Below are 26,026 nucleotides of genomic sequence, written 5' to 3'. Positions count from 1 at the left end.
ATGTCCGAATCACTGAGCAACTACGCGGATCTGTCGCGGGAGACGCTCGCGACGTTGCTGCCCGAGCTGCTGTTGAGCGGGCATCTGATCGACCGGTCCGGAATGGCGCACACCATCGGCGCTTTCGGCCGCGAGGGCATGACCGAGGTGGCCATCACCGAATGGCAGCTGGCCAGCCCGGTCTATACCCGCCGCATGCAGCGGGCCCTCGGTTTCACCGGCGACACGGTCGAGACCATCTTCAAGGGGCTCCAGTTCGATATCGGCGCACCACCGCAATTCATGGATTTCCGCTACCGGCTGCACGACGAACGGCACGGCGAATTCTGGCTCGACCATTGCGGGGCGCTGGCCGACGTCGAACCGCTCGGCACCGATTTCGTGATCGCCATGTGCCACGACATCGAGGACCCCACCTTCGACGCCACGGCCCTGGCGACCAATCCGCACGCTCAGGTCCGGCCGGTGCATCGCCCGCCCCGCGAGCCCGCCGACCGGACGCCGGTGTGCGCGTGGACGGTCACCATCGATGCGGCCCATATCCCGCCGCCCGTTCCGGAGGGCGCGGAGCTGGTCGCCGGATCGGCGGCGGCGCACACCAGGTTGACCGCCATCGATCCCGGCGAGGAGGGTCGCGGCGACTACGCGGGGCCGCTGCTCAGCGATATCCGCTTCGCCGATTTCTCCCGCTCGGCCTTGATCCGGCTGGCCGACGAGGTGTGCCTGCAACATCATCTGCTCACCCTCGCGTTCGCGATCGCGGTGCGTCGGCGCACGGATGAGGAATCCGCGCTCGACATCCTGCGCAAACAGTTCGCGGGCATCGCCGGGCTGACTTCCGAACGGCTGCGCAAAGCACTCGGGCTCGGCACCGATGTCGCGGCGCTGATCGAAGTGCTGCGGCACCATCCCGCCGTCAACCCGCTGCCCTACACCGGCATTCGGGTGGAAGCGGCGGACGACGCGGTGCTGCTGCGGTTCCCGCGCCACAGCGACGCCGTCGCCGACGGTGCGTGGCCCGCGCTGATCGATCCCGAGCACACCAAGGCCCTCGATGCCATGGTGCGCGGGGTGAATCCCCGCTTCCACGTCAGCGAGACCACGGTGTCCGACGAGGCATGGACGGCCAGGATCACGCTGGCCGACGAGCCCGCCCGGGAGGCCATCGAAGTGGCGATCGCCAAGGTCAGTACCGGTGCCGGCTTCGCTTTCGCCGATCGCGGCATCCCGCTGCCCCTCACGGTCGTGTGAGCGATTCCAGAAAGGACACCCCCAATGACATCGACCTTGCCCACGGGATTCGATTTCACCGACCCGGCCCTGTGGGCCGAACGCAGCCCCGTCGAGGAATTCGCGCTGTTGCGCCGGACCGCGCCGGTCTGGTGGAACGCCCAATCCGATGAGAACTCCGGCGGGTTCCGCGACGGCGGTTTCTGGGTGGTCAGCAAGCTGGCCGATATCAAGGAGATCTCGCGCCACCCGGAGCTGTACTCCTCACAGGAGAAGGGCGCGATCATCCGGTTGCCCGGCGACATCACGCCCGAACAGATGGAGGTGACCGGGGCGCTACTGGTCAATATGGATCCGCCGAAACACTCCAAGATCCGCCGGATCATCTCCAAGGGTTTCACCCCGCGGGCGGTGGAAGGGCTGCGCGCCGTGCTGACCGAACGAGCCGCCAAGATCGTGCACGAGGCCAAGAAGACCGGCGGTGGGGATTTCGTCACCCAGGTCGCGTGTGAGCTGCCGTTGCAGGCCATCGCGGAACTGCTGGGTGTGCCGCAGGAGGATCGGCGCAAGCTGTTCGACTGGTCGAATCAGATGCTCAACTACGACGACCCCGACTACGGCGATTCCACCATGGCCTCGGCCGAAATCCTCGGCTATGCCTGGAACATGGCCGAGCAGCGCCGGACCACACCGGTCGACGATATCGTCACCCAGCTGGTCAACGCCGATCTCGACGGGGAGGGGCTGGGGTCGGACGAATTCGGATTCTTCGTCATCCTGCTCGCCGTCGCAGGCAATGAAACCACCCGCAATGCGATCACCCACGGCATGAAGGCATTCGTGGACAATCCCGAACAGTGGGAGCTCTACAAGGAGCAACGCCCACGCACCGCACCGGATGAAATCGTGCGCTGGGCCACCCCGGTGACCGCCTTCCAGCGCACCTCCACCGAGGACCTGGCCCTCGGCGGCCGGCGCATCGCCAAAGGCCAGCGCCTCGGCCTGTTCTACAGTTCGGCCAATTTCGACGAAGAGGGCTTCACCGACCCGTTCACCTTCGACATCATGCGCGACCCGAATCCGCACGTCGGTTTCGGCGGCACCGGCGCGCACTACTGTGTCGGCGCCAACCTGGCCAAGCTGGAAATCGACCTCATGTTCAACGCCATCGCCGACGCGATGCCCGAGATCACCCCGGTGGCCGATCCGGTACGGTTGCGCTCGGGGTGGATCAACGGAATCAAGAATTGGCAGGTGCGATACGAGTGAACGTTCGAGACATTCCGGTGCGCACGCTGTCCGGCGAGCCCTCCACGCTCGCCGGACTCGTCGGTGACCGGGCCGTGCTGCTGGTGAACGTGGCCTCCAAATGCGGTCTTACCCCGCAGTATTCGGGCCTGGTCGAACTTCAGAAGACCTACGGCGACCGCGGATTCAGCGTGGTCGGGGTGCCGTGCAATCAGTTCATGGGCCAGGAACCGGGCACCGCGGAGGAAATCCAGCAGTTCTGCTCGATGACCTACGGCGTGGATTTCCCGCTGCTGGAGAAGACCGACGTCAACGGTGACGGCAGGCATCCGCTTTACCAGAGCCTGGTCGAGACCGCGGACGCCGAGGGCGCGGCCGGTGATATCCAGTGGAACTTCGAGAAGTTCCTGATCGCCCGCGACGGCACGGTGGCCGCCCGGTTCCGTCCGCGCACCACTCCCGACGACGCCGCGCTGGTGGCGGCGGTCGAAGCGCTGCTCTGACTCGATACGCCGCTTGTCCGCGGCAATGAGAATGGGGCCCGCTCCGGTGAGCGGGCCCCATTGTTCATTTCTGTCGTCTGCGATAGCGCACCGTGCACGGCTTCGCCAGTTGCACCACCATCTTGCTGTGGTCGTTGCGGTATTGCTCCGAAGGCAACGCCATCTCGAATTCCCAATCCCGCAGCAGGATCGAGAAGATCGCTTTCAACTGCATCAGGGCGAACGGCGCGCCGACGCAGCGGTGGCGGCCCGCGCCGAACGGAATCCAGGTCCACCGATTGATGATGTCTTCCTGGTTCGGATCGATGTAGCGGCCGGGATCGAAGGTGTCCGGGTCAGGGAAATCCTCGGCGATCCGATTGGAGATCGCCGGACTCGCCGCGACCATATCGCCGGGTTCGATCCGGCTACCGCACACATCGAATTGATCGCGCGCCACCCGCATCAGGATGATCAGCGGTGGATGCAGCCGAAGCGTCTCCTTCAGGACCGCCTCGAGCTGCGGAATCTGTCGTAGCGCACCGAAACTGATATCGGAGCCGTCGCTGTAGAGCTCATCGAGCTCGGCGACCACCTTCTGCAATTGCTCCGGATGACGCAGCAATTCGATGACGCTCCACGCCGCGGTGCCCGAGGTGGTGTGGTGGCCGGCGAACATCATCGAGATGAAGATGCCGGTGATCTCGCTCGCGCTGAAACGCGGCGTGCCGTCCTCGCCGGGAACCGAGACCAGCACGTCGAGCATGTCGCGGTCGCTGGAGTCGGCGGGCGGATTCACCGCACGGGAGTCCATGATCTCCTGCACCAGTGCCACCAGTTCCCGACGCGCGGCATCGCGGCGGCGGAAACTCTCGATCGGTGCGTAGGGATCCACATAGGCCAGCGCGTCGGTGCCGCGTTCGAGATCGTGATACAGCTGCGCGAAGCGACCGTCGAGCTGATTGCGGAACTTCACCCCGATCAGGCAGGCCGAGGAGGTGTAAATGGTCAATTCCGCGAAGAAATCGAGCAGGTCGATTTCCCCCGAATCACCCCAGTTCGCCACCATCCGATCCACCTCGGCGGCGATGGTCGCGGCATGCCCGCGCATCTGATCGCCGCGCAGGGCCTGATTGTGCAGCATTTCCTTGCGACGCTCCGGGCTGGCGTCGAAGACCACACCCTCACCGAAGATCGGTTTCATGAACGGGTAGGCCGCACCCTGATCCAGATCCTCATCGCCCGCGCGGAAAAAGAACTCGTTGGCCTCGGCCCCGGTCAGCAGGATGACCCGTTTGCCGGCGAGCTCGAACGCGCCGACATCGCCGCATTCCTCCCGGACACGGCGCATCAGCGCGATCGGGTCGACCCGGAACTCGTCGAGATGGCCGTATTCGGAGTCGCCGCCGGAAACTCGTTGCGGCTGCACCAGAGTCATCGAAAACCTCCCGGTGATCACTGTCCAGACATATGATGGACACGTGTCTGGACAGTACTACGACACAACTGGAGCGGGCAAGCGATCGACGATCGTGCCCGATCCGCCAGACGGCAGTGCCGTACCGGTTCGTCGGTAAGCGGGTGAGCGGTGGAATCGAGACAACACACCGGGACCGAACGTTTCGTGCTGCTCCGGGTCACGTGGCAGCTACTGCGATGGAAAATCGCGGCGGCCGCAATGGTTTTCGGTCTTGTCGGGCTGCTGGTACTCACCTGGTCGATGTATGCCGGCGGCTTCGCGGCGACGGCGACCGTCACCGTCGAGGCGCCGCGCAGCGGGCTGGTGCTCGACCCGGACGCCAAGGTGCGTTTCCGTGGAGCGCAGATCGGACGGGTCGCGGGCATCGAGCACACGAGGGATCGGGTGCGGTTGCGGCTGGAACTGGATCCGGATCTGCTGGGTCTGGTGCCTGCCGATGCGAGCGTCGATATCCGTTCCACCACCGTATTCGGCGCGAAATACGTCAACTTCGTGGCATCCGGGCAGTCGGCGACGACGTCGCTGCGCCCGGGGGCGGTGGTGCGCACCCAGGACGTGACCGTGGAATTCAACACCGTCTTCCAGCGACTGACCGACGTGCTCGGCACGATCGACCCCGCAAAGCTCAACGCCACCCTCACCGCCATCGGCACCGCGCTGCACGGACGGGGTGCGACCATGGGCGATCTGCTCGCCGACGCCGACCGCTATCTGCGCGAGATCAACCCGCACCTACCCGCGCTGCGCCGCGATATGGCGAGCGCGGCGCAGGTCACCGAGACCTACGCCGATACCGTGCCCGACCTGCTGCGCACCCTCGGCAACGCCACGGCCACCAGCGCCACCGTCAGCGCGCACACCGCCGAGATGGACACCCTGCTGCTCGATCTCATCGGCCTCGCAGACACCACCGGCGCGGTGCTGGGAGAAAACGAACAGCCGCTGGCCACCGGGCTGGAACTGCTGCTGCCGACCGCCGAATTGCTCTACGAATACCGCCCGGTGCTCAACTGCGTGATCGTCGGCTTGGCGCGGGCGCTGCCGCTGGCCGAGGCGATGATCGGCGGGCAGAAGCCAGGGGCGATATTCAATGCCGGCTTCATGTACGGCGGGGAGGCCTACAAGTTCCCGGAAGACCTGCCGAAGGTCAACGCGACCGGCGGACCCCGATGCGATGGCGTACTGGACCGCGTGCCGGGTTCGCACGCACCGTATGTGGTGACCGATACCGCCGAATCCGACCCCTACGCCCCGACGACGACCCTGCGCCTGAACGGGCCGTCCGTCTTCCAGGTGCTGTTCGCCGGGCTACCCGGTGTCGCACCGCGCTGAGCACGGAACCGGGATCGCGGTCAGGACTCCCGGATCACCCAGTCGAACGCCCGCGCCTCCGAGCGCGCGCCCTGCGTGGTGCGCGAGCGGTTCGGTTCGCCGAGTTCGCCGAGGATCTCGTCGGTGAGCCCGACCAACTGGGCCAGCACCGCAGGAGTGAACCAGTCCGGGCGAGTGGCGAAGAGCAGATCCTCGGTGGCGGTATTGCCGCTGGCGCCCGGGGCGAACGGGCAGCCGCCGAGCCCACCCAGCGAGCCGTCCACCATGGTGGCGCCCGCGCTGATGGCGGCCAGCGAGTTCGCCACGCCCATGCCCCAGGTGTCGTGGCCGTGGAAGACGATGCGCCGCTGCGGTGTTCGCTCACGCACCGCGCTCACCAGGGCCGTGACCTCGGCCGGATAGGCCTGCCCGAGGGTGTCGGCGAGCACGATATCGCCGGCGCCTTCGGTGCGCGGATCGGCCGCGATGGCCAGCACCCGCCGCGGATCGACCGGGCCGTCGAACGGACAGGTGAACGAGGTGGCCAGGCACAACTGGATAGCGCCGCCCGCCTCGCGCGCGATCCGTACGGCATCGGGCATGGCGGCAACGCTGGCCTCGGTATCGCGGCCGATATTGGCGCGGTTGTGTGCGTCCGACACCGAGAAGCAGTACTGGAAATTGCGCACCCCCGCCGCGGCCGCCTTCTCCACATGCCGCGGCGTCGCCACCCACAGCCAGCAGCGCTCGAGTTCCTCGGGAGTCAGCGCCGCGACCAGTTCCATACTGTTGGCCATCGGCGGCACCAGATCCGGACGCGCCATCGACCCGATCTCCAGCGCCGGCACGCCGAGTGCGAGCAGCCGGCGCACGATCTCGACCTTGTGCTCCACCGGCAACGGCTTACCGGTCAATTGCAGGCCGTCGCGCAGGGTGACATCGCGCAACAGCGGCGCGGCGGTCACAGCCATCGCGGGGCCCGCTTGTCCTGCGCCTGCGGCGGCACACACATCACTCCGCCACACGGCTTCTCGTTCATGCCCGCCGGGTTGGGATGCACGGTCGGGCGGCGATGTTCGGGGGCCTTCAGCTCCCAGCTGCCGCGCGCCGGCGGACGGCGCGGAGTACGGCGGCGCCTCACGAGGCGGCCTCCTGCTCCCGCGCGCCGGTGAGCGCGTCGACCTCGGACTCACTCATGCCGAGCAGCTCGGTCAACACCTGCCTGGTGTGCTGGCCGAGATCGGGGCCGACCGAGCGGATCGGCAGCGACCGGTCACCGATCACCGGGACGATGCCGGTGAAGCCGACCTGTTTGGGTTCGGGTTCGCCGACGTCGACGGGGAAATGCTGGATCATATTGCGGGCGGCGTACTGCTCGTCGGCGACGATATCGGCGGCGGTATAGATCGGCCCGCACGGAATCGCGGCCTCCTCCAGGATGCGCAGGGCCTGCTCGCGGGTATGCCGGATCGTCCATTCGCCGATGGCGGCGTCGAGGCGGTCGCGGTGGCGCCAGCGGCCCGCGTTGTCCTGCAGATCCGGGTCGGTGGCCAGGTCGGGGCGTTCGATCACCTTCATGTAGCGCTGGAAGATGGCGTCGCCGTTACCGCCGATGATGATGCTGGTGCCGTCCGAACACGGATAGGCATTGCTCGGCGCGATCCCCTCCATCCGGCCGCCCACCCGTTCCCGGTTGATGCCGTAGGCCAGGTAGTCGGGGACCAGCGATTCCATCACCGACAAGATGGCCTCGTTCAGCGCCACGTCGATGACGCGCTGCTCCAGCGGGACCGCCGTGCTGCTGCGCTCGCGCTGGAACAACGCCATCACCGTGCCGAACGCGGCGTAGATCCCGGCGATGGAGTCGCCGATCGACACACCGACGCGCACCGGCGGGCGATCCGGGTCGCCGACCAGCTCACGCAGCCCGCCCACCGCCTCGGCCACGGCGGCGAAACCCGGCCGGGCGGCCAGCGGCCCGGTCTGGCCGTAGGCGGAGATGCGGGTGATCACCAGATTCGGGTTGGCCGCCTCGAGGACATCGGGCCCGAGACCCCACTTCTCCAGCATCCCGGGCCGGAAATTCTCCAGCAGCACATCGCAGTGCCGCACCAGATCGAGCACGACCGCGCGCCCCGCCTCGGTGCGCAGATCCAGCGTGATCGATTTCTTGTTGCGGTTGATGGTGCGATAGAGCATCGAGGTGTCACCGCCGTATAGGCGCCAATTGCGCAGCTCGTCCCCGGTCCCGGGGCGTTCGACCTTGATCACCTCGGCGCCGAAATCGCCGAGGATACGTCCGGCGGTTGGTGCGGCCACATAATTGCCGAGTTCCAGGACGCGCACACCGTCCAGGGGCCTGATGCTCATGGCCAACAGTGTGAACCATGGGCGCGCCCGCCCGGCGTTCGCCTCCGCCGGGCGAGCCGTGGTGGCCGGCCGAGCGGTGTCCGTCGCGCCTGTCCAGGGGGCCTGCGTGCTGACGCGGCGCGGCCGCCTCGGGACCCCGGCCGGGTCAGGCGGCAAGTCCCCGTGGCACGTCGATGATCGAGTAGTGCTCGGCGTTACCGGTGCGGACGGTGCTGAAGGCGCCGTCGACGCCGACCGGGATATCGCCTGCCAGGGTGATCCGGGTGAGCTTGCGCGGCTGATCGTCGTAGTCGTCGACGGCGTAGTGCTGGGTGGCGCGGTTGTCCCAGATCGCCACGTCGCCGTCGGACCAGTTCCAGCGCACGGTGTGCTCGAGCTTGGTGACCCGATCCTGGAACAACCGGAACAGCGCCTGCGATTCGGTCGCCGAGAGCCCCACGAAATTCTTGACGAAATGGCCGAGCAGCAGCGCCCGCTCACCGGTCTCGGGATGCACCCGCACCACCGGATGCTCGGTCTCGTACAACGTCGACTCGAACTCGGCGCGGTACTCACGCTGGGGATCGGTGGGTTCGGTGCCGGTGCGGGCCGCGTAGTCGTAGGCGTTGGTGTGCACCGCGCGCAGGTTCTCGGCCAGCAGCTTGAGCGGGTCGGGCAGCGAATCGTAGGCGGCAACGGTCGAGGCCCAAATGGTGGAACCGCCGTAGGCGGGCAGCCGTACCGCGCGTAGGATCGACGCCTTCGGAACCCGGTCGACGAAGGTGACGTCGGTATGCCAGCTGTTGGCGCGGCCGCGTTCGGAATCGATGGCAAGCGTTTTCACGCCCGCCGAGGTGACGGTCGGATGCGGGGTAGTGGGGCTGCCGAGCAGTTGTGCGAACGCGTACTGGCCGTCTTCGTCGAGGTGCTGCTGGCCTCGGAAGAAGATCACCTTGTGCTCGAGCAGCGCCCGGTGGATCGTGGCGACGGTCTCGGCATCCAGATCCGCGCCGAGCCGGACACCGTCGATCCGGGCGCCGATGCGGGAACCGAGCTTGACCACCGAGACGGTGGCGGCGGACGTGGCGTTGTCGACGGTCATGAGGCACCTTCGCGGGAGAGCGGATGTTGATACCGCGAGCACACCACCGCCACGCCCGCACCGACAGGTTTAGGGTCGGCCTGATCCCAACGCCGCCCCGCGCCCGTCAGCCGACGTGCTCGCGCAGATAGGCCATATCGTCGGCGACGCCCTCGGCCGGCGTCTCCAGGATCACCGGGGCGTCGGCGGTGCGGCAGACCTCGGCCAGCAGCTGCGGGTCGATGGTGCCGTCGGCGAAATTGGCATGCCGGTCGGCGCCGGAATTGAACTCGTCGCGCGAGGAATTCAGGTGCACCAGATCGATGCGCCCGGTGATCGCGCGGATCCGTTCGACCACGCCGACCAAGTCTTCGCCGCCGGCCCAGGCATGGCAGGTGTCCAGGCAGAAGCCGGCACCGAATTCGCCGACCGCGTCCCAGAGCCGGGCGATGGAATCGAAATGCCGTGCCATGGCATGGTTTCCGCCCGCAGTGTTCTCGATCAGGATCGGTACCGCGAACCCGCCCTTGTCCTGTTGACGTTCGAACAACTTGCGCCAGTTGACGATCCCCGCCTCGATCTCCTCGTCGGAGCGGACATGCCCGCCGTGCACCACCAGACCGAACGCGCCGATATCGGCGGCGGCCTTCGCCTGTTGAGCGACGGCATTGCGCGAGGGCATGCGCAGCCGATTGTTCAGGCTCGCCACATTGATCTGATAGGACGAATGCACCACCACATCGATCGGGCTGGCCAGGATCTGCTCGGCCCGCGGATGCGGCTGTGGTTTATCCCAGCTCTGCGGATCGACGACGAACAGCTGGATGAGGTCGGCGCCGAGTTTCTCACCCCAGCCGATGGGATCGCTGTCGAGCCGGACATGTGCTCCAATGCGCATGCAGTCACCATATCGACCGCCACCGACACCTTCGCCGGTGTTGCGCCCTGGCGGGTCGAGCAGATACATCCGTAGGATTGGATTCGACCCGGAGAGGGGGGTGTGTACGGTGCTGGCGCCTGGCGACGAGTTCGTGGGTTACACCATCCGCAAGGTGCTCGGCCGCGGCGGTATGGGCACCGTCTATCTGGCCAAGCATCCCCGGCTACCCCGGCTGACCGCGCTGAAGCTGCTCAACCGGGAGCTCTACACCGACAACGAGATCCGTCGCCGCTTCGAACGCGAGGCCGATCTGGCCGCCCAGCTCGATCATCCGAATATCGTCACCGTCTACGACCGCGGCGCCGAGGACCGGCAACTGTGGATCTCCATGCAGTTCGTGCCCGGCGCCGATGCCTCCATCGCCGATGTGAACGTGCTGGCGCCGGGGCGGGCGGTGCAGATCGTCGCCGAGACCGCGGCCGCGCTGGATTTCGCGCATGCCAACCGGGTGCTGCACCGCGATGTGAAACCGGCGAACATCCTGCTCGCGAAGGCGCCGATCGGCCAGCCGGAGCGGGTGCTGCTCACCGATTTCGGCATCGCGGGCATGCGCGACAGCGACACCACGCTCAGCTCGGCCGACACCATCACCGCCACGCTCGCCTTCGCCGCGCCCGAACAACTCACCGGTGCGAAACTCGACCATCGCGGCGACCAGTACTCGCTGGCCTGCACGCTCTATTGGCTACTCACCGGTGATTCGCCCTATGCGGCACCGACTCCCGCGGCCGTGATCAACGGCCACCTCACCGCCCCGGTGCCGCGGTTGAGCCGCGTGCGCCCCGGGTTGCCGCCGGCCCTCGACGATGTGCTCGCCCGCGCGCTGGCCAAAGACCCGGTCGACCGGTTCGCCAGCTGCACCGAGTTCGCCGCCGCCGCGCGCCGGGCGCTGGGCACTGCCGGGGCGCCGCAGCCGTACACCGGGTGGCTGCCCGCGCATGGAGCGCACCTGGCGGCCCCGCACGGTCACGGTCACGCCGGGGCGCACGGCCATACGGCGGCACCGAGCCGCAACCATGGCCACCCCGGAATGCCGGCCCGCCCTCCAGCGCCGCCGCACCATGCGGCTCCGCCCTCGCGTGGTGTCGCCCTGCACCGCTACCCGCAAGGCCGGGTGCCCGGTACGCACTATCAGGGAATGCCGCCACATCCGCCGCACCCCTCGACACCGCCACCGCCGGGCCCGCCACCGAGCTCACCGACCGGATACCCAATGGCGCCGCCCGGGCTGCCGCCGGGCTCACCGACCGGCAGGCCCGTGCCACCGCACGCACGTGGTCCCGAGTCCCGGCCGGACCACCGGTTCCCGCCAGGACCGGCGCACCAGCACGGTTCGATGCCGTCCAACGGCCCGTACGGCGGTCCCGGTGCGGGACCGGCACCGCGCGGCGGGCAGCACCGACCGGGTGATGCGCCACCGCCGGGAACCCGGCCGATCCCGCCGTCGGCTCCGCGGAGCGGACCGCCGCAGTCACCGCGTCGGCCACCCACCCCCGCGGTGATCGACCTGCCGGGCGCCCCGCGCCGAGCCGGCCGGGCACCGTTGGGTGGTTCACTGGCACAGCCGCGGCAGCCCCCGCCGGAGCCGGAGCCGCCGGCCTGACCGGCCCACCGGAGCGAGCGACCGCAAGCCCGCCGGCCGAATCCGCTGCCGCTGACGGGCCGATCGGGGACACGGGCATACGCGACCGCACGCCGGGCCGGACCCACGTCGCTGACCGCTTGTTCCGCGGGAGGCAGCCGGTCACGCCCGCGAGTCCGGCAGGGACGTCATCGCCGACGTCCTGATCGGGGGTCCGCGTCGCGCCCGGATCGATCGCGCTGGTGAGAGCTGCCGGCGAGCCGTGCCCGGTTCCGAGACCAGCGGTCGAGTACCCGACGGCTGCTATGGTTTCCGTGCTTTCCGTGGTCGGGCCGGACAGGTTCGACCATGTGTTCTTTTTGCCTGTGCGCCTGTTCATCGGTGGGTCCCGGTGAGCGGCGGGAAGTGGAGCAGAAATGCTGGCCAACGGCGACGTCTTCGCCGGCTATGTCATCGACCGGGAACTGGGTCGCGGTGGCATGGGCTCGGTGTACCTGGCGAAGCATCCGCGGCTGCCGCGGATGACGGCGTTGAAGCTGCTGAACCGCGAGATGTTCTTCGACAAGGAGGTGCGGGCGCGGTTCGAACGGGAGGCGGATCTGGTCGCCCGGCTCGACCACCCCGGCATCGTCACCGTCTACGACCGCGGGCTCGAAGACGAGCAGCTGTGGATCTCGATGCACTACATCGATGGCATCGACGCCGCGTCGGTGGACCCGCGCAGGCTGCCGCCCGAACGCGCGGTGCAGATCATCAAGGAGACCGCCGACGCGCTGGATTACGCGCACGGCATGGGTGTGCTGCACCGCGACGTGAAACCGGCCAACATCCTGCTGGCCCGCTCCACCGGCGGCCGTGGCGAACGGGTGTATCTCACCGACTTCGGCATCGCCCGCCTGCGCGACGACACCGGCCATCTCACCCAGACCGGCACCTTCACCGCGACCCTGGCCTACGCCTCGCCCGAGCAGCTCACCGGCGCGAGCCTGGATCACCGCTCCGACCAGTATTCGCTGGCCTGCACGCTGTTCTGGCTGTTCACTGGGCACGGCCCGTTCCAGGCCACCAACCCCGCGGCCGTCATCCAGGGCCATCTCCAGTCGCCGCCGCCCGCCCTGAGTTCGGTGCGGCCCGGTCTGCCGCAGGCGCTGGACGGGGTGCTGGCCAAGGCGATGGCCAAGCGGCCCGACGATCGTTTCGCCTCCTGCTCGGAATTCGCCGCCGCCGCCCAGCAGGCGCTGAGCATGCCGAGTTCGCCTGCCATGCCGATCGCGGGGCCGACCGCGCAGGGTATGCCGTTGCAGGGCGGCCCGCGCACGGCGATGGGGCAGACCCAGGCGCCGTACCCGACGGCCAATGCCCAGTTCACCAGCGGTGCGACGGCCCAGCCGCACGGCAGTGGCACCCACCAGCAGCCCTTCGGCAGCGGCACCCATCAGCAGCCGCACGGCACAGGGCAGCCGCAGCCGTTCGCGAGCAGCCCCACCGTGCCGGCGCCGGCGCCGATGGCGAACCAGAATCCGTACGCGCAGCGCGCCGGGTTCAACCAGTCGCCGCCGCCCATGTCGCCGGTGTACTCCCAGCAGGCGCCCAAGAAGAACACCGGCCTGATCGTCGGCATCTGCGTCGGGCTGGTGTTGTTGCTGGTGGTGATCATCGGCATCATCGCCGCCGTCGCCGGCAACGATTCGAATTCGGCGAGCGGATCGACTTCGACCACCACGACCGCCACCAGCGTCGCCCCGGTGCCGGCGACCGCGGATTCGATCAGCAAGGAATTCCCGGCCATGGTGCCGGCCTCGAGCACCGGCGAGGTCGGCTACCACAACGCCAAATGCTGGGAAACCGAACCGCAGTACGCGCCCGAACCCGAGACCGGCGAACCCGATTTCGGCAACTACGGCTGGCAGTGGCGCTGCTACGGCGGCGCCGACAACGACGACCCGTTCTACCGCTTCTACGTCTACGACAGCGCCGCCGACGTGCAGGCGGTGATCGACGGACTGCCCGCGAGCGCGACAAAGTCCTCCGACTCCAACGGCGGCCAGACCTATACCAACTACAAGATCGACTCCGACGGGCCCAAGATGGTCACCGTCTTCACCGGCCAGCCCGAGCGTGCCCAATACCTGATGTACACCGACGGCATCGTCGGCACCATCGACCAGGTGCTGACGTGGTGGAAGTCGGCGCCGTTGAACTCGCCCAACTGAACGATCGCCGGGTCATCCCTGCGGTCTGGGTGTATTCCCGGATGGCGCGACGGCGCGAACGCCGACAGACTGGTCACCATGACCTCGCACGCCGTTGGCATCGATCAGGCCCAGACGCAGGCTCCGGCCGTCGTCGCGGCCACCGCCGAAGACCTGACCAAGGTGTACGGGACCGGAGACACCCAGGTCACCGCGCTGGATTCGGTGTCGGCCGAATTCGTCAAGGGCGAATTCACCGCGATCATGGGACCGTCCGGCTCCGGCAAATCCACCCTCATGCACTGCCTGGCCGGGCTGGACAGCGCCAGCTCGGGCACGGTGCGCATCGGTGACACCGCGCTGAACGAACTCTCGGACAAACAGATGACGCGGCTGCGGCGTGACCGCATCGGATTCGTCTTCCAGGCATTCAACCTGGTCCCCACGCTGACGGCGCTGGAGAACATCACCCTGCCGCTGGACATCGCCGGCCGCAAACCCGATCAGGAATGGCTCGACACCGTGCTCGACCGGCTCGGGCTCACCGACCGGCTGACCCACCGGCCCAGCGAACTGTCCGGCGGGCAGCAGCAGCGGGTGGCCTGCGCGCGGGCGCTGGCGGGAAAACCGGAGATCATCTTCGGCGATGAACCGACCGGCAACCTGGATTCGCGCTCCTCCGGTGAGGTGCTCTCGATCCTGCGCACCGCTGTCGACGAATTCGGGCAGACGGTCGTGGTCGTCACCCACGACCCGCACGCCGCGTCCTTCGCCGACCGAGTCGTCTTCCTGGCCGACGGCCGCATCGTCGACGAATTGCGCGGCCCCACCGCCGAATCGGTACTGGACACGATGAAGGCGCTGGAGACGAAGTGATGGCCGGCAACCCGATGCGCAAGGTCGCCTTGCGCAATCTCGCCGCGCACAAGGTGCGGCTGGCCCTCACACTGCTGTCGGTGGTGCTGGGGACGGCGTTCATCGCGGGCTCGTTCGTCTTCACCGACACCTTGCAGCGCACCTTCGACGGGATCTTCGCCGACGAGGCGAGGGGCGTGGACGTGCGGGTCAGCCCGGAGGAACGGCAGTCACGCGGTGTTCCGCAGGGCGTGGTGGACAAGATCGCCGCCATGGACAATGTGCGGGCCGTCGCGCCGAGCGTCAACGGGGCGGTGGTACTGCTCGATCCCGAGGGCAAGAAGGCCGTGCAGACCGGCGGCGCGCCGAGCTGGGGCGAGTCCTACCTGCCGCCGGAACAGGCGATCTCCGAACCCGAGAAGTTCATCGCGGGCACGCCCCCGTCGCGTCCCGGTGAGATCGCCTTGAACAGCGGCGGTGCCGAGCGGGCCGGGCTCGCGGTGGGCGACCGGACCAAGATCCTCGTCCCCGCTCAGGGCACCCTCGAGGTCACGCTCACCGGCATCTACGATGTCGCGGCCGACACCGGCGGGTTCATCGGATTGCTGTTCGAGGACAGCCAGGCGCGGGAATTGTTCACCGACGGCAGCCATGTCGCCCACGTCGACGTCGCGGCCGAGGGCATTCCCGGTGACGAGCTGCGCGACCGGATCGCCATCGCGTTCCCCGACTACAAGGTGCAAAACGGTGAGCAGGTCCGCGCCGAGATGAAGGCCGAGATCTCCGACGCGCTCAACTTCATCAACTACTTCCTGCTCGCCTTCGGCGCGATCGCGCTGATCGTCGGCACCTTCATCATCTACAACACCTTCTCCATGATCGTCGCCCAGCGGCTGCGCGAACTGGCGCTGTTGCGTGCTGTCGGGGCGAGCAGCCGGCAGGTCGGGAGCTCGGTGGTCGCCGAGGCCTTCGTGATCGGCGTGATCGGCAGCGTCATCGGGCTGGCGGCCGGTGTCGCCCTGGCCTTCGGATTGTCGGCCGCGCTCAACGCCTTCGACCTCGGCCTGCCGACCGGTTCGATGGCGGTGCTGCCGCGCACGATCCTGGTCGGGCTACTGGTCGGCCTGCTCGTCACCCTGGTCAGCGCCTACGCCCCGGCGCGGCGGGCGGGGAAGATTCCGCCGGTGCAGGCCATGCGCGAGGAGTTCGCTTCGGCCGATGAATCGCTGCGGGTGCGTACCTGGCTCGGGCTCGTGCTCGCGGTGGCCGGCGTGGTGCTGGTGGTGGTCGGCGCCCAGTCGACCGGCGGGACGGCGGCGGCGACGGTCGGTGTCGGTGCGCTGGCGCTGATCTTCGCGGTGCTGCTCGCCTCGCCCGCACTCTCGCGACCGGTGGTCGGCGGGCTCGGGCTGCTGCTGCGTCCGTTCGGCCCGATCGGGGCGATGGCACGCAACAATGCCGTGCGCAATCCACGCCGGACCGCGGCGACGGCCTTCGCGCTCACCCTCGGGTTGATGCTGGTCTCGGCCATCGGCATGCTCGGCGCCTCCGCGAAGGCGAGCGTCGGCGTGCTGGTCGACAAGGGTGTCGCGGCCGACTACGTGCTCGCCGGTCCGCAGATGGGCGGGCCGCAGGCGATCGGCGTGCCGGGGCCGGCGGTGGAAGCCGCCCGTGAGGTGCCAGGAGTGGCCGAAGTCGTCGCGATTCGAGGCGTCGGGGTGAAGATCGGCGATGACGAGGAATTCGGCACCTCGCCCGACGGACCACTGGACCGGGTGCTGAACTACGACATCCTCAGCGGCACCGGCACCCTCGGTGAGCGCGACATCCTCGTCGCCGAAGACGAAGCAGCCGAACACGATCTGAGCGCCGGTCAGCAGATCTCGCTCACCAGCATGGACAAGAAAAAGATCCCCGTCACCGTGGCCGGGATCTACCGGAAGTCGCCGCTGATGGGTCCGCTGGTGGTGCCGCCCGCGGTATTCGACGAGGTGATGCCACCGAACATGCGCGTCACCGTGCTCGCCCTGGTCGCGGCGGAACCCGGCGCGGATCTCGCCGCCATGCGCACCGGTCTGGAACAGGCCACCGTGCAGTCGGTGTTCGGCGCCGACGAGCCCGGCGCCGGCCAGGCCACCGAGGCCTCGCTGGTCCAGGTGCAGGACCGCGAGGAGTTCAAGGGCGCACAGGGCAGGCAGATCAACACCATGCTCGCCATCCTGTACGGCCTGCTCGCCCTCGCGGTGGTGATCGCCATCCTCGGCATCGTCAACACCCTGGCGCTGTCGGTGGTGGAGCGGCGCCGCGAGATCGGCATGCTGCGTGCCGTCGGCACCCAGCGCGCCCAGGTTCGCCGGACCATCTATCTGGAATCCATGCTCATCGCCGTCTTCGGCGCGATCGTCGGCGCGATCCTCGGCCTCGGCCTCGGCGTCGGATTCCTGCGCACCCTGCGCGACCTCGGCCTCGACCAGATCGCCGTCCCCTGGGGGCAACTGGTGCTGATGCTGATCGGCTCGGCCGTGGTGGGTGTGCTCGCGGCGCTCTGGCCCGCGGTGCGCGCGGCGCGGACGCCACCGCTGGCGGCGATCGCGGACCTGTAGGAGCTCGGCCGGCGATGGCACTGCGGCGCTCGCCGGCCGAGTCCGCTCAGCTGTGATACCTGGCCATCCAGCCGTAGTCCACATAGCCGCTGGAATCGCTGGGCGGGTGAGGGCCGAACTCGATGCTGAAATCGTGCGCGAGTTCCCAGACCGGACCGGCGATTTCGCACTTGCCCGCCCATGCTTCGGGTATGCCCTGATACCCGTAGCGTGCGCCGAGGAGATTTCCGCACATCGCCCCGGTCGCATCGCTGTCACCGGAATGGTTTACCGCGGCGCACAGGCCTCGTTCGACTATCTGCTTGGGCGTCCCGCCTGCTGATTCCGCAGCCAGCGCGGTATAGATCGCCATGGCGAGTGCTTCCGGCGCGGTCCACCCGCCACCCAGCGATTCCACCTGCTCGGCAGATGGTTCACCCCGACCCGACAGGCGCACGGCCTGCGCGAGCGCCTCCGATACCTCGTGGTGGTGTTCGTGCCGTGTCAATTCCGTGCGCGCCCGGTCGACCGCGCTACCGAGGTCCTGTCCGGTCCACAATCCCGAAACGATCGCGGCGAAAGTACCCGCGGCCAGCCAGCCACTCGGATGACCGTGGGTGAGTGCGGCTGCCTCGCAGGCGAGCTCGAACGAGGCCGCCGGGTTGGGGAGGAAACCGCAGGAGGCCACACGAACAGCGCACGCGGAACCCTTGGAGTCGTTGATCGGTGCTGTGGTGGTGCCGAGCGGCCGGCGCGGCTCACCGCGTTCGGCCGCCGCCCGCAAGGCGTTCAGGACGGTCTGTGATGCGCCCCGACGCTCGGCGAAGGCGGGTAGATCCAGTAAACCGCTGTGGGGCGGGTAGTCCTGATCCGGGACCGAATCGACCTGCGACCGCAGCCATTCAATGCACAGCGATTGCAGGATCGCAATTGTCGGCGCACCGGTGCCATGGTCCCTGGCGCGGACGCTGCTTCGGATCATTGCCTCGACCACCAGTAATGCGAGCTGGCTTTCCTCCGAGGTCCGGCCGGTGAACTCCGTGGGCTGATTGCTGTACTCGGCTACCTTGCCGCGGAACCCGCGCCGCCCGTACCGCCCCCGGATCTCGCTGAGCGTCAGATTCTCCACCGAGGCGCCGAGCGCATCACCGACGGCGCCACCGAGCAGGCACCCGTGTGCGATCGGGAACGTGGTGGGCGGAATACCTGCCAGAGGCGCATACCCCCGCGGGATGGGCGCAGGCACCGGAAGCCCCTCGCCCGGTATCGGCATCCCGGGCAGTGGCGGTTCATCGGAGAACTCGAATAGCTCCGGTAGGCCGTTCGGCCACGGGTTCGGCGGCAGTGGCAGGTCGTTATCGGTCACGATCGTCCTGTGGTGGTGTTGGCCCAGGTGCGGATGTCGCCGCGGTTGAGGGCGAGGGCGAGCAGGTCGGGGAAGCGGTCGGGGGTGCAGGCGAAGGCGGGGATGCCGAGGGCGTCGAGGGCGGCGGCGTTGTCGTGGTCGTAGGCGGGGGCGCCGTCGTCGGAGAGGGCGAGCAGGACGAGGACTTGGACGCCGGATTCCTTCAAGGCGTTGACGCGGCGCAGCATGTCGTCGCGGATGCCGCCTTCGTAGAGATCCGAGATCAGCACGAACAGGGTTTCCTCGGGGCGGGTCACCAGGGTCTGGCAGTAGGCGAGGGCGCGGTTGATATCGGTGCCGCCGCCGAGCTGGGTGCCGAACAGCACATCGACCGGGTCGGACAGATGCTCGGTCAGATCCACGACCTCGGTGTCGAAGACGACCAGCGAGGTGCGCAGCGAGCGCATGGAGGCCAGCACCGCGCCGAACACGGACGCGTACACCACACTCGAGGCCATGGAGCCGGATTGGTCGATGGCCAGCACCACGTCGCGGCGCACCGCCTTGGCGCGGCGACCGTAGCCGACCAGCCGTTCGGGGACGACGGTGCGCTGCTCGGGCAGGTAATGCGCCAGATTCTTGCGAATGGTGCGGTCCCAGTCGATATCGCGAGGCCGCGGCCTGCTCACCCGCGCCGCGCGGTCGAGCGCGCCACTCACCGCGGCCACGGTGCGCGCGGCCATTCTTCGCTCGATATCGCGCACCACCCGCTCCACCACCATCCGTGCGGTGGACCTCGTGGTTTCCGGCATCACCCGGTTCAGCCCGAGCAGCGTGCCGACCAGGTGCACATCCGGTTCCACGGCCTCGAGCAGCTCCGGTTCCAGGAGCAGCTGAGTGAGATCCAGCCGTTCGATGGCATCACGCTGCATCACCTCCACCACCGACGACGGGAAATAGGTGCGGATATCGCCGAGCCAGCGGGCCACCCGCGGCGCCGAGCCCTGCAAGCCGGCCGAACGTGGGCCCGCACCGGCGGGTGGATCGCTGTCGTAGAGCGTGGACAGCGCGCCGTCCATGGCGGCGTCGTCGGCGGAGCCGAGGCCGCCGAGTTCGGGTTCGGCCGCGGCGCCGAGCACCAGACGCCACCGGCGAGCCGAGGATTCGCCGTCGACGGCCTCGGCAGCGGTCCGATCGGGTGTGTCGTTCATGTTGCTGCTCCGAGGATCTCGGCGACCACCCGCATGGCGCGGGCGCCCCGCCCGGGGTCCAGCTGCCGGACGTTCGCGGCACCGGCAGTGACGGAAACGCCGTCGCGGACAGCGGCACCGATGGCACGGCGTTCGCCCGATTCGAAGGCGCCGAAGGTCCGGCGCAACAGCGGCAGGGTCTGGACGAACTGTTCGTCGTCGAGCGTGCGTAGCCAATCGTCGACCAGCCGAAGCAGTTCGCGGTCGTGCACCAGCAGCAGCCCGCGTCCGCCGAGGAAACCGTCGATCCACTCCGCTTTGGTCGCGGCGGAACTGCCGACGGACAACGCCGCGGCGAGTCTGCGCGCGGATTCGGCCTGGTCGATGCGTTCGGCGTCGCACAGCAGCCGCACCGCACGACCCACGATCGCGCCGTGCACGTCGTCGCGGTCGGCGATGCGGTGCAGAGTCGCCAGCCAGGCCGCGCGGGCCGCTTGGTCGTCACGGATGTGGATGGCGGTGTGCCCGGCATCGATCAGGGCGCGCAGCTGCAATGCCGCATCGGTGTCCAAGCCGGTGACCGCGCCGGGCAGGCCGGCGCAGATACGGATCAGCATGCCGTCGGCGACGTGGGTGAGCGCGGCGGTGTCGGTGCCGCGCACATCGCCGTAGCGCAGGGTCCGGACCAGCCCGGGCAGCGCGGCCAGCAGGTGGGTGACGTCGTGGTCCAGCGCCGCCACCGATTCCAGCCGGCCGATGAGTTCGCCGACGGCGCCGCCCAGATCGGCAACCAACGCGAGGCCGAGCGCGTCGGTGAGCTCGCCGACGGTCCGGTCCTCGCGGCCCGCGGTGTCGAGCAGTTTGGCTTCGGCGGCCGAGGCGACCGTGGTGCCCCAGCGCGACGCCTCGATCACCGCGACCGCGAATTCCGGTTCCCACCGCAGCGTCCAGGTTTCGCGGAAGGTGCCGGTGGCGCGCACCTCGCTGTCGGTGGGTGTGCCCCATTCGACGTCCAGGATCCGCAGCTGGTGCAGCAGCCGGGATTTGAGCCGGTCGCGTTCCTTGCGCAGATCCAATTCCATCAGGGTGGGCTCGGGCTGCTGTTTCAGCCGCAGGGTGCGGGCCTTGGCACGCAGATCGGCATCCAGCGGCACCGTCGGCGTCGTCGCCGGGACCGCGCCGATGGCCTCGCCGACCACCAATTCGGCGCCGACCAATCGGAGCATGCTCTCGTCGCCGTCGCACAGCACGGCTCTGGTGGCCTCGGTGACCTCCGACAATCCCGCCAGCGGCCGATCACGCAGCGCCGCCAGCGTTTCCGCCAGCCGGACGGCCTCGATGATGTGCGCGCTCGACACCGGAAGATCATGCCTGCGTAGCGCGCCAGCGACCTTGGTGAGCCAGCGCGCGATGGGCTGCTCGGTCTCGGTGAACAGATGGTGGTACCAACCGGGGGAGGCGACGCCGGCGCCGTATCCGGAGGCGGCCGAGAGCCGCGAATGCGTCCACGGCACCCATGTCAGCCGGGCCTTGACCTTCGGGAGGCCCTTCAGCAGCCGCGCATCGGGGGCAGCGGGACCCAGCGGTTCGACCAGCGCCGGCGCGTGCCAGGCCCCGCACACGATGGCGACGCGTTGCGCGCCGTCCTTCAGTGCCTTCCGAATGGTCTGCCGCATGTAGGCCTCACGCCGCAGGGTGTGCGCGTCGATCTTGTGTGCCGGTGGTACCGGCGGCCGCTCGCCCGGGCGGCTGCTGGCGGGATCGTCCCTGTTGTCGTTCGAGCCGGTGGGGTCGCTGTGGTCCTGGGGAGTGTGACTCTCGTTCTCGCTGTTCGCAGGATCGGATGCGGCCGACGATGAATTCGTGGCGGAGTCGTCGGCCGGCGCGGTATCTCTGCACGCGGAAGGACGAGCGCCGAGCGGACGTGGCCCGGTGGGTGGCTCGTCGCGGGCGATGCTGTCGCGCAGGGCGCCCATCGCCTCGGTCAGCGCGTCGAAAGTGTCGATGTCGGTGGTCGATTCGACGATCGCGTCCCACCAGCGTTCGGCGTCGTCGTATCCGGCGGCCGAGGCGAGTTCGGCCAGTGGGTCGATGCTGTCGCCGGCTTCGGCGTCCAGTGCGAGCACGGTGGTGGCCGGCAGGTCGCAAAAGCGTACGGGCACAGCGTGTTCAGTGGCATAACGCAGCGCCTGCCACTCGGGTGAGAACTGCGCGAACGGCCAGAACGCCGCGCGGGTCGGCATGTCGTGGACGTAGGCGAGCATGGCGACCGGCGGCACCAGGCCCGGGTCGTCGACGAAGGCGGTGAGCGGATCGGCGTCGGCGGGCCCTTCGATCAAGATCGTGTCGGGACGATAGTGCTCGAGGGCCAGTCGCAGCGAGCGGGCCGAACCAGGTCCGTGATGACGGATCCCGAACACCCGGGTCCGAGCTTCGGCGGTGGCCGGCTCGGCGGCGGCTGCGCTCATCCGCCGACCTCGCGGCAGGCGCGATAGAAATCGGACCACTCCGGCCGCTCCCGGACCACGGCCTCCAGATATTCGGTCCACACGACGGCATCGGCCACCGGATCCTTGATCACCGAACCGAGCACCGCGCCCGCCACATCGCCGGCCCGCAGCACGCCGTCACCGAAATGCGCCGACAGGGCTAGACCATTGGTGATCACCGAGATGGCCTCGGCGGTCGACAGGGTGCCCGACGGCGATTTCAGTTTCGTCCGGCCATCGGCGGTGACGCCGTCGCGCAGCTCACGGAAGATCCGCACCACCCGGCGCACCTCCTCGGCGGCCGCGGGTACCTCGGGCAACTCGAGCGCCGAACCCAGCTGCGCGACTCGCCGGGTGACGATGGCGACCTCGTCCTCCTCGCTCGCGGGCAGCGGCAGCACCACGGTGTTGAAGCGCCGCCGCAGCGCCGAGGACAGTTCGTTGACGCCGCGATCGCGGTCGTTGGCGGTGGCGATGACATTGAACCCCTTGGCGGCCTGTACCTCCGCACCCAGTTCCGGGATCGGCAGCGTCTTCTCCGACAGCACCGTGATCAACGCGTCCTGCACATCGGAGGGAATGCGGGTCAGTTCCTCGATCCTGGCGATGGCGCCGGTGCGCATGGCGGTGAGCACCGGTGACGGCACCAGCGCACCATCGCTCGGCCCTTCCGCGAGCAGCCGTGCGTAGTTCCAGCCGTAGCGAATCGATTCCTCACCGGTGCCGGAGGTGCCCTGCACCAGCAGGGTGGAGGCGCCACTGATGGCAGCGCACAGATGCTCCGACACCCAGGTCTTGGCGGTACCGGGCACGCCGAGCAGCAGCAGCGCCCGATCGGTGGCCAGCGTGGCAACGGCGACTTCCATCAACCGGCGCGGACCCACGTACTTCGGGCTGATCACCGTGCCGTCGTCCAGCGTGCCGCCGAGCAGATAGGTGACCACCGCCCACGGCGACAGCCGCCACGACGGTGGCCGCGGCCGGTCGTCCACGGCCGCGAGGGCCCGCAGTTCGTCGGCGAAGGCCTGTTCGGCGTGCGGGCGCAACAGATGGGATTCGGTAGCGGTCACTGCAACTCCTCGAGCATCGTCGATCGGGTGGTGATGTCGTCGGCGAGCCGGTCGAAGGCCCGTGCCCAGGCCGGGTCCCCGCAGCGGCGGGCCAGCGTCGTCGCCAGATGTGCCGAAGCCGGTGGCAGGTGCACCGAGGCGGCGGTCAGCAGCGACCGATGCGCGGTCGGTGTGGTGCCGTGCGCGCCGGGCCGGCGTTCGGCCGCTCGCGCGCGTTCCTGGAGCAATAGCAGCACATGCCGGGCCACCGGCTCCGGCCACGGATGGCCGACGGCGGGCAGCAGCGCCTCGATCTCGGACAGCCAGGCACCATCGAGGCGCAGTACATGCTGGATCCGGTCGGCGGGCGGGAGCAGGCCGAACAGTTCCCGGCGCCGCAGCATGGCCAGATCCGAGGGGACTCCGGCGTCGAACAGCGCCCGAGCCCACCGCGGATCGCGTTCGGCGAGGGTGGCGTCGACCCAGCCGTCGAACATCGGTTGCCGGAACCGGTCATCGATGGCGGCGCCGGTGGCCCGCTGCGGCGAATGCAGCGCCGCCGCCCAGTGCGCGAGCGGCGTGGCGGCCACCAGATGCCGCAACCGTCCGGCCGTGACGTCGGGTGCGCCTGCCCATCGATAGCCGTACTCGCCGGTGCGGTCGGTGATGCCGTCACGCACGGCGGCGGCATCGAGTTCGTCCGGCATGTCGATGGTCAGCTGCGCGTGCAGCGCCTTCCGGCCGACTCGGACCCAATGTCCGGCGCGTTCGGTCATGCGCTGGGAGAAGGCCGAATCCGGCAGCAGCCGGAGCAACCCGGCCGCGGTCCGGCGCACATCGGCGCGGCGATCGTCGAGCGCGGACTCCAGCAGCGGCTCGTCGGCGGCGCTGATCGCGTATTCCAGAACGGCCAGCAGCTCGGCCTTCAGCGGGCCGGACTCCGATTCCCACGCCGCGTGCAGCACCGTCCGCGCGGCGCCGGGATCGCGGTGCCGCAGCGCGGTCAGCCATTCGGTTCGCTCGGCTGGTTGCCCTAAACGCCAGGCCGCGTCGGAGTCGGTGGGCTCGGTGGCGGCCGCACCGTGGCGAATCAAGGTGTGCCAGGCCGGGTTGCGCTCTGCCAGCCACCGGCCTCGGGTTCCCGCCAGCCGTAGCAACGGTTCTCGCACGTCGGCGTGGCCTGCGGCGTATTCGAGCAGTTGCGCGCACAGCACTTCGGGGACGCGATAGCCCGATGGTGCGGCGGCACTCAACCATTCGGGCAGGAAGCGCGAGCGGTCACGCAACAGCCGCGTCAGCCGCTCGGCGGCGGCGCGCGGCAGCTGCCCGCGCGGATCGTCCTCGGCCGGTTCCGGGAGCTCGGCGCGGCCGGGAAGGACGCCACCGCGAGCGAAAGCGGCATCCAGGGCGGCGGATTCGAGCAGCAGCAAAGCCGGATCGTTGTCCAGCTGTCGCGCCGTGGCGGCGACGGGGGCGGGCAGTGCCGCGGTCGGCGGCGGTCGGCGCGCCGTGCCGAGCAGTGCCGCCGAAGCCAATTCGGCCGAGGCCACCGCACCGCGCCCGCCGGGCCCGGTCGCCACGGTGTTGATGTCGATCACCTCGCCCGAGGCCAGCACCGACAGGGGCAGTAGACCGCTGTCGGTCCATTCGGCCGCGACCGTCACCGGATGGCCGCCGGAGACGCCGAGCAGGTCCCACGGCGGCTCTACCGTCGCCAATGGCAGGGCGATGCCGCCGGATTCGACCAGCTGCCAGCCGCGCTCGCCGGGTACCGGCACGACGTCGGCGAGCAGCATCGGCCACGAGCCGAGCCATGGATCAGCGGCGAGCGCGTCGGCGTAACGGTTCAGGCCCGCCTCGATACCGGGCCGCGGTTCGCGCGGCACCGTGGTGAACGGTTCGGCGCCGCCGTGCGCGGCGCCCCACAGCGCCCGCAACGGCGCCGCCGCCGGATAGAAGTGCAGGTCGGCCTCGGTCATCATCCCGAGGGCGGGCGCTTCGACCGCGAAGCCGGGCGAGCCGAAACTGTGGTCGATCAGCAGAGCCCAGCGGCCGCTGCGCCGACCGTACAGCCAGGTGCGCCGGGTGTAGAGCCGGTCATCCTCGGTGACGCGGACGCCGAGGGTCATCCATCGGTCGCGGACGGCGGGTTCGGCTCGCACCGAATCCGTCCTGGTGGGATAGCCGATATGGGTGCGGACACTGGCCGCGAGGGGTGGTGCGAGCTCGTCGATCCTGCGGTGCGCGGTGACGAGCAGATGCAGCCGGGCATACCGGTCGAGCACCACCTGCGGCCAGTCGGAGCGGGTGATCACGGCCGCGGGCACCTGCCGCAGGATGGCCGCCACTCCGGGCGCCTGCGCGTCCACCATGCGCGCCGCCATCGTGTCGAACGCACCGAACGACCGATCCGACTGCGCCAGCCCGGTCCGCACCTGGTCGGCCAGCCAGATATCGAGTTCGGCCAATCCCGCGCTCACCCGCACCCGGCGTTGCGCCGAGGCCGGGCTCTGGCGTGCAGTCACCGGCTCTGCCTCACATGCTCCATACTTCCCCCGCTCCTCGAGCCCCCTGCATTCGGTCCCCGGATTTGTACCGCATCGCACCGACATGTTCCGCCG

General features: G+C 69.0%; 19 protein-coding genes. 8 read left to right on the top strand and 11 right to left on the bottom strand.

The genetic code is table 11. The annotated features are described in order from the left end of the window. From RJ05_RS19885 to RJ05_RS19875, 3 genes are read left to right on the top strand one after another with little or no spacing between them, the layout of a single operon-like run. Nucleotides 1-1,251 carry a hypothetical protein gene (locus RJ05_RS19885; protein ID WP_036539266.1) on the top strand — a complete coding sequence of 417 codons (1,251 nt, stop codon included), beginning with the start codon at nucleotides 1-3 and terminating at the stop codon, nucleotides 1,249-1,251. Nucleotides 1,252-1,275: 24 nt separating this feature from the next. Then, nucleotides 1,276-2,499 (top strand): cytochrome P450, encoded by a 1,224-nt coding sequence (locus RJ05_RS19880; RefSeq protein WP_036539264.1) that lies wholly within the window; start codon nucleotides 1,276-1,278, stop codon nucleotides 2,497-2,499. Then, nucleotides 2,496-2,981, top strand: coding sequence for a glutathione peroxidase (locus RJ05_RS19875; RefSeq protein ID WP_036539262.1), 486 nt, complete (start codon nucleotides 2,496-2,498; stop codon nucleotides 2,979-2,981). Before RJ05_RS19880 ends, RJ05_RS19875 begins: the two co-directional genes overlap by 4 nt. Nucleotides 2,982-3,045: 64 nt before the next feature. Here RJ05_RS19875 and cyp51 read toward each other — a convergent pair whose 3' ends face one another. Beyond that, entirely contained in the window at nucleotides 3,046-4,398 is a 1,353-nt protein-coding gene (cyp51, locus tag RJ05_RS19870) for a lanosterol 14-alpha demethylase (RefSeq protein ID WP_036539259.1), read from the bottom strand. 213 nt (nucleotides 4,399-4,611) lie between these two features. Between cyp51 and RJ05_RS19865 the strand changes: the two genes are divergently transcribed. After that, the gene (locus RJ05_RS19865; protein WP_036539340.1) at nucleotides 4,612-5,772 is read left to right on the top strand and encodes an MCE family protein; all 1,161 of its coding nucleotides are present in this window, start codon (nucleotides 4,612-4,614) and stop codon (nucleotides 5,770-5,772) included. Nucleotides 5,773-5,792: 20 nt separating this feature from the next. Here the strand turns inward: RJ05_RS19865 and RJ05_RS19860 are convergent, their stop codons facing one another. From RJ05_RS19860 to RJ05_RS19845, 5 genes are all read right to left on the bottom strand, one after another. Then, complete coding sequence (locus RJ05_RS19860) at nucleotides 5,793-6,722, bottom strand: hydroxymethylglutaryl-CoA lyase (RefSeq protein WP_036539257.1); 930 nt, start codon at nucleotides 6,720-6,722, stop codon at nucleotides 5,793-5,795. Beyond that, entirely contained in the window at nucleotides 6,713-6,892 is a 180-nt protein-coding gene (locus RJ05_RS31025; RefSeq protein ID WP_138445802.1) for a hypothetical protein, read from the bottom strand. The genes RJ05_RS19860 and RJ05_RS31025 overlap by 10 nt, the downstream gene beginning before the upstream one ends. Further along, nucleotides 6,889-8,121 (bottom strand): CaiB/BaiF CoA transferase family protein, encoded by a 1,233-nt coding sequence (locus tag RJ05_RS19855; protein WP_036539255.1) that lies wholly within the window; start codon nucleotides 8,119-8,121, stop codon nucleotides 6,889-6,891. The genes RJ05_RS31025 and RJ05_RS19855 overlap by 4 nt, the downstream gene beginning before the upstream one ends. A gap of 145 nt (nucleotides 8,122-8,266) precedes the next feature. Further along, nucleotides 8,267-9,202, bottom strand: coding sequence for a TauD/TfdA dioxygenase family protein (locus tag RJ05_RS19850; RefSeq protein ID WP_051016750.1), 936 nt, complete (start codon nucleotides 9,200-9,202; stop codon nucleotides 8,267-8,269). A 106-nt stretch (nucleotides 9,203-9,308) separates the two neighbouring features. Beyond that, complete coding sequence (locus tag RJ05_RS19845) at nucleotides 9,309-10,079, bottom strand: deoxyribonuclease IV (RefSeq protein WP_036539336.1); 771 nt, start codon at nucleotides 10,077-10,079, stop codon at nucleotides 9,309-9,311. Between the two features lie 109 nt (nucleotides 10,080-10,188). On the opposite strand from RJ05_RS19845, the gene RJ05_RS19840 reads away from it, so the two are divergent. The 4 genes from RJ05_RS19840 (at nucleotide 10,189) to RJ05_RS19825 (ending at nucleotide 17,353) form a co-directional block, all read left to right on the top strand. Then, entirely contained in the window at nucleotides 10,189-11,724 is a 1,536-nt protein-coding gene (locus RJ05_RS19840; RefSeq protein WP_036539254.1) for a serine/threonine-protein kinase, read from the top strand. 395 nt (nucleotides 11,725-12,119) lie between these two features. Further along, complete coding sequence (locus tag RJ05_RS19835) at nucleotides 12,120-13,916, top strand: serine/threonine-protein kinase (protein ID WP_036539252.1); 1,797 nt, start codon at nucleotides 12,120-12,122, stop codon at nucleotides 13,914-13,916. A 78-nt stretch (nucleotides 13,917-13,994) separates the two neighbouring features. Then, nucleotides 13,995-14,771, top strand: a complete 777-nt coding sequence (locus RJ05_RS19830) for an ABC transporter ATP-binding protein (protein WP_051016749.1) — start codon at nucleotides 13,995-13,997, stop codon at nucleotides 14,769-14,771. After that, nucleotides 14,771-17,353, top strand: coding sequence for an ABC transporter permease (locus RJ05_RS19825; RefSeq protein WP_036539248.1), 2,583 nt, complete (start codon nucleotides 14,771-14,773; stop codon nucleotides 17,351-17,353). The genes RJ05_RS19830 and RJ05_RS19825 overlap by 1 nt, the downstream gene beginning before the upstream one ends. Nucleotides 17,354-17,399: 46 nt before the next feature. Here the strand turns inward: RJ05_RS19825 and RJ05_RS19820 are convergent, their stop codons facing one another. Genes RJ05_RS19820 through RJ05_RS19800 form a run of 5 tightly spaced genes read right to left on the bottom strand, consistent with a single transcriptional unit; the run spans nucleotide 17,400 to nucleotide 25,930 of the window. After that, nucleotides 17,400-18,698: an ADP-ribosylglycohydrolase family protein gene (locus tag RJ05_RS19820; RefSeq protein ID WP_211357664.1), complete on the bottom strand. Its 1,299-nt coding sequence runs from the start codon at nucleotides 18,696-18,698 to the stop codon at nucleotides 17,400-17,402. Continuing rightward, on the bottom strand, nucleotides 18,695-19,888 hold the full coding sequence (locus tag RJ05_RS19815; RefSeq protein ID WP_036539246.1) for a VWA domain-containing protein: 1,194 nt from the start codon (nucleotides 19,886-19,888) through the stop codon (nucleotides 18,695-18,697). The genes RJ05_RS19820 and RJ05_RS19815 overlap by 4 nt, the downstream gene beginning before the upstream one ends. Further along, nucleotides 19,885-22,335, bottom strand: a complete 2,451-nt coding sequence (locus RJ05_RS19810) for a DUF5682 family protein (RefSeq protein WP_036539245.1) — start codon at nucleotides 22,333-22,335, stop codon at nucleotides 19,885-19,887. The genes RJ05_RS19815 and RJ05_RS19810 overlap by 4 nt, the downstream gene beginning before the upstream one ends. Next, nucleotides 22,332-23,426: an ATP-binding protein gene (locus RJ05_RS19805; RefSeq protein WP_036539243.1), complete on the bottom strand. Its 1,095-nt coding sequence runs from the start codon at nucleotides 23,424-23,426 to the stop codon at nucleotides 22,332-22,334. Before RJ05_RS19805 ends, RJ05_RS19810 begins: the two co-directional genes overlap by 4 nt. After that, nucleotides 23,423-25,930 carry a DUF5691 domain-containing protein gene (locus RJ05_RS19800; RefSeq protein ID WP_036539241.1) on the bottom strand — a complete coding sequence of 836 codons (2,508 nt, stop codon included), beginning with the start codon at nucleotides 25,928-25,930 and terminating at the stop codon, nucleotides 23,423-23,425. Before RJ05_RS19800 ends, RJ05_RS19805 begins: the two co-directional genes overlap by 4 nt. Nucleotides 25,931-26,026 lie beyond the last annotated feature (96 nt).

This window comes from Nocardia cyriacigeorgica NBRC 100375, assembly GCF_000308555.1.
GTDB classification, from domain to species: Bacteria; Actinomycetota; Actinomycetes; order Mycobacteriales; family Mycobacteriaceae; genus Nocardia; species Nocardia cyriacigeorgica.
The sequence above is the reverse complement of the archived record's forward strand: the minus strand, read 5'-3'. Positions and strand labels throughout refer to the sequence as shown.

What these genes read in the sequence shown, in the direction of transcription:
- RJ05_RS19885 (WP_036539266.1), top strand. Translation starts at nt 1, where the DNA reads ATGTCCGAATCACTGAGCAACTACGCGGATCTGTCGCGGGAGACGCTC.
- RJ05_RS19880 (WP_036539264.1), top strand. Translation starts at nt 1,276, where the DNA reads ATGACATCGACCTTGCCCACGGGATTCGATTTCACCGACCCGGCCCTG.
- cyp51 (WP_036539259.1), bottom strand. Translation starts at nt 4,398, where the DNA reads ATGACTCTGGTGCAGCCGCAACGAGTTTCCGGCGGCGACTCCGAATAC.
- RJ05_RS19860 (WP_036539257.1), bottom strand. Translation starts at nt 6,722, where the DNA reads ATGGCTGTGACCGCCGCGCCGCTGTTGCGCGATGTCACCCTGCGCGAC.
- RJ05_RS19855 (WP_036539255.1), bottom strand. Translation starts at nt 8,121, where the DNA reads ATGAGCATCAGGCCCCTGGACGGTGTGCGCGTCCTGGAACTCGGCAAT.
- RJ05_RS19850 (WP_051016750.1), bottom strand. Translation starts at nt 9,202, where the DNA reads ATGACCGTCGACAACGCCACGTCCGCCGCCACCGTCTCGGTGGTCAAG.
- RJ05_RS19845 (WP_036539336.1), bottom strand. Translation starts at nt 10,079, where the DNA reads ATGCGCATTGGAGCACATGTCCGGCTCGACAGCGATCCCATCGGCTGG.
- RJ05_RS19835 (WP_036539252.1), top strand. Translation starts at nt 12,120, where the DNA reads ATGCTGGCCAACGGCGACGTCTTCGCCGGCTATGTCATCGACCGGGAA.
- RJ05_RS19830 (WP_051016749.1), top strand. Translation starts at nt 13,995, where the DNA reads ATGACCTCGCACGCCGTTGGCATCGATCAGGCCCAGACGCAGGCTCCG.
- RJ05_RS19825 (WP_036539248.1), top strand. Translation starts at nt 14,771, where the DNA reads ATGGCCGGCAACCCGATGCGCAAGGTCGCCTTGCGCAATCTCGCCGCG.
- RJ05_RS19815 (WP_036539246.1), bottom strand. Translation starts at nt 19,888, where the DNA reads ATGAACGACACACCCGATCGGACCGCTGCCGAGGCCGTCGACGGCGAA.
- RJ05_RS19810 (WP_036539245.1), bottom strand. Translation starts at nt 22,335, where the DNA reads ATGAGCGCAGCCGCCGCCGAGCCGGCCACCGCCGAAGCTCGGACCCGG.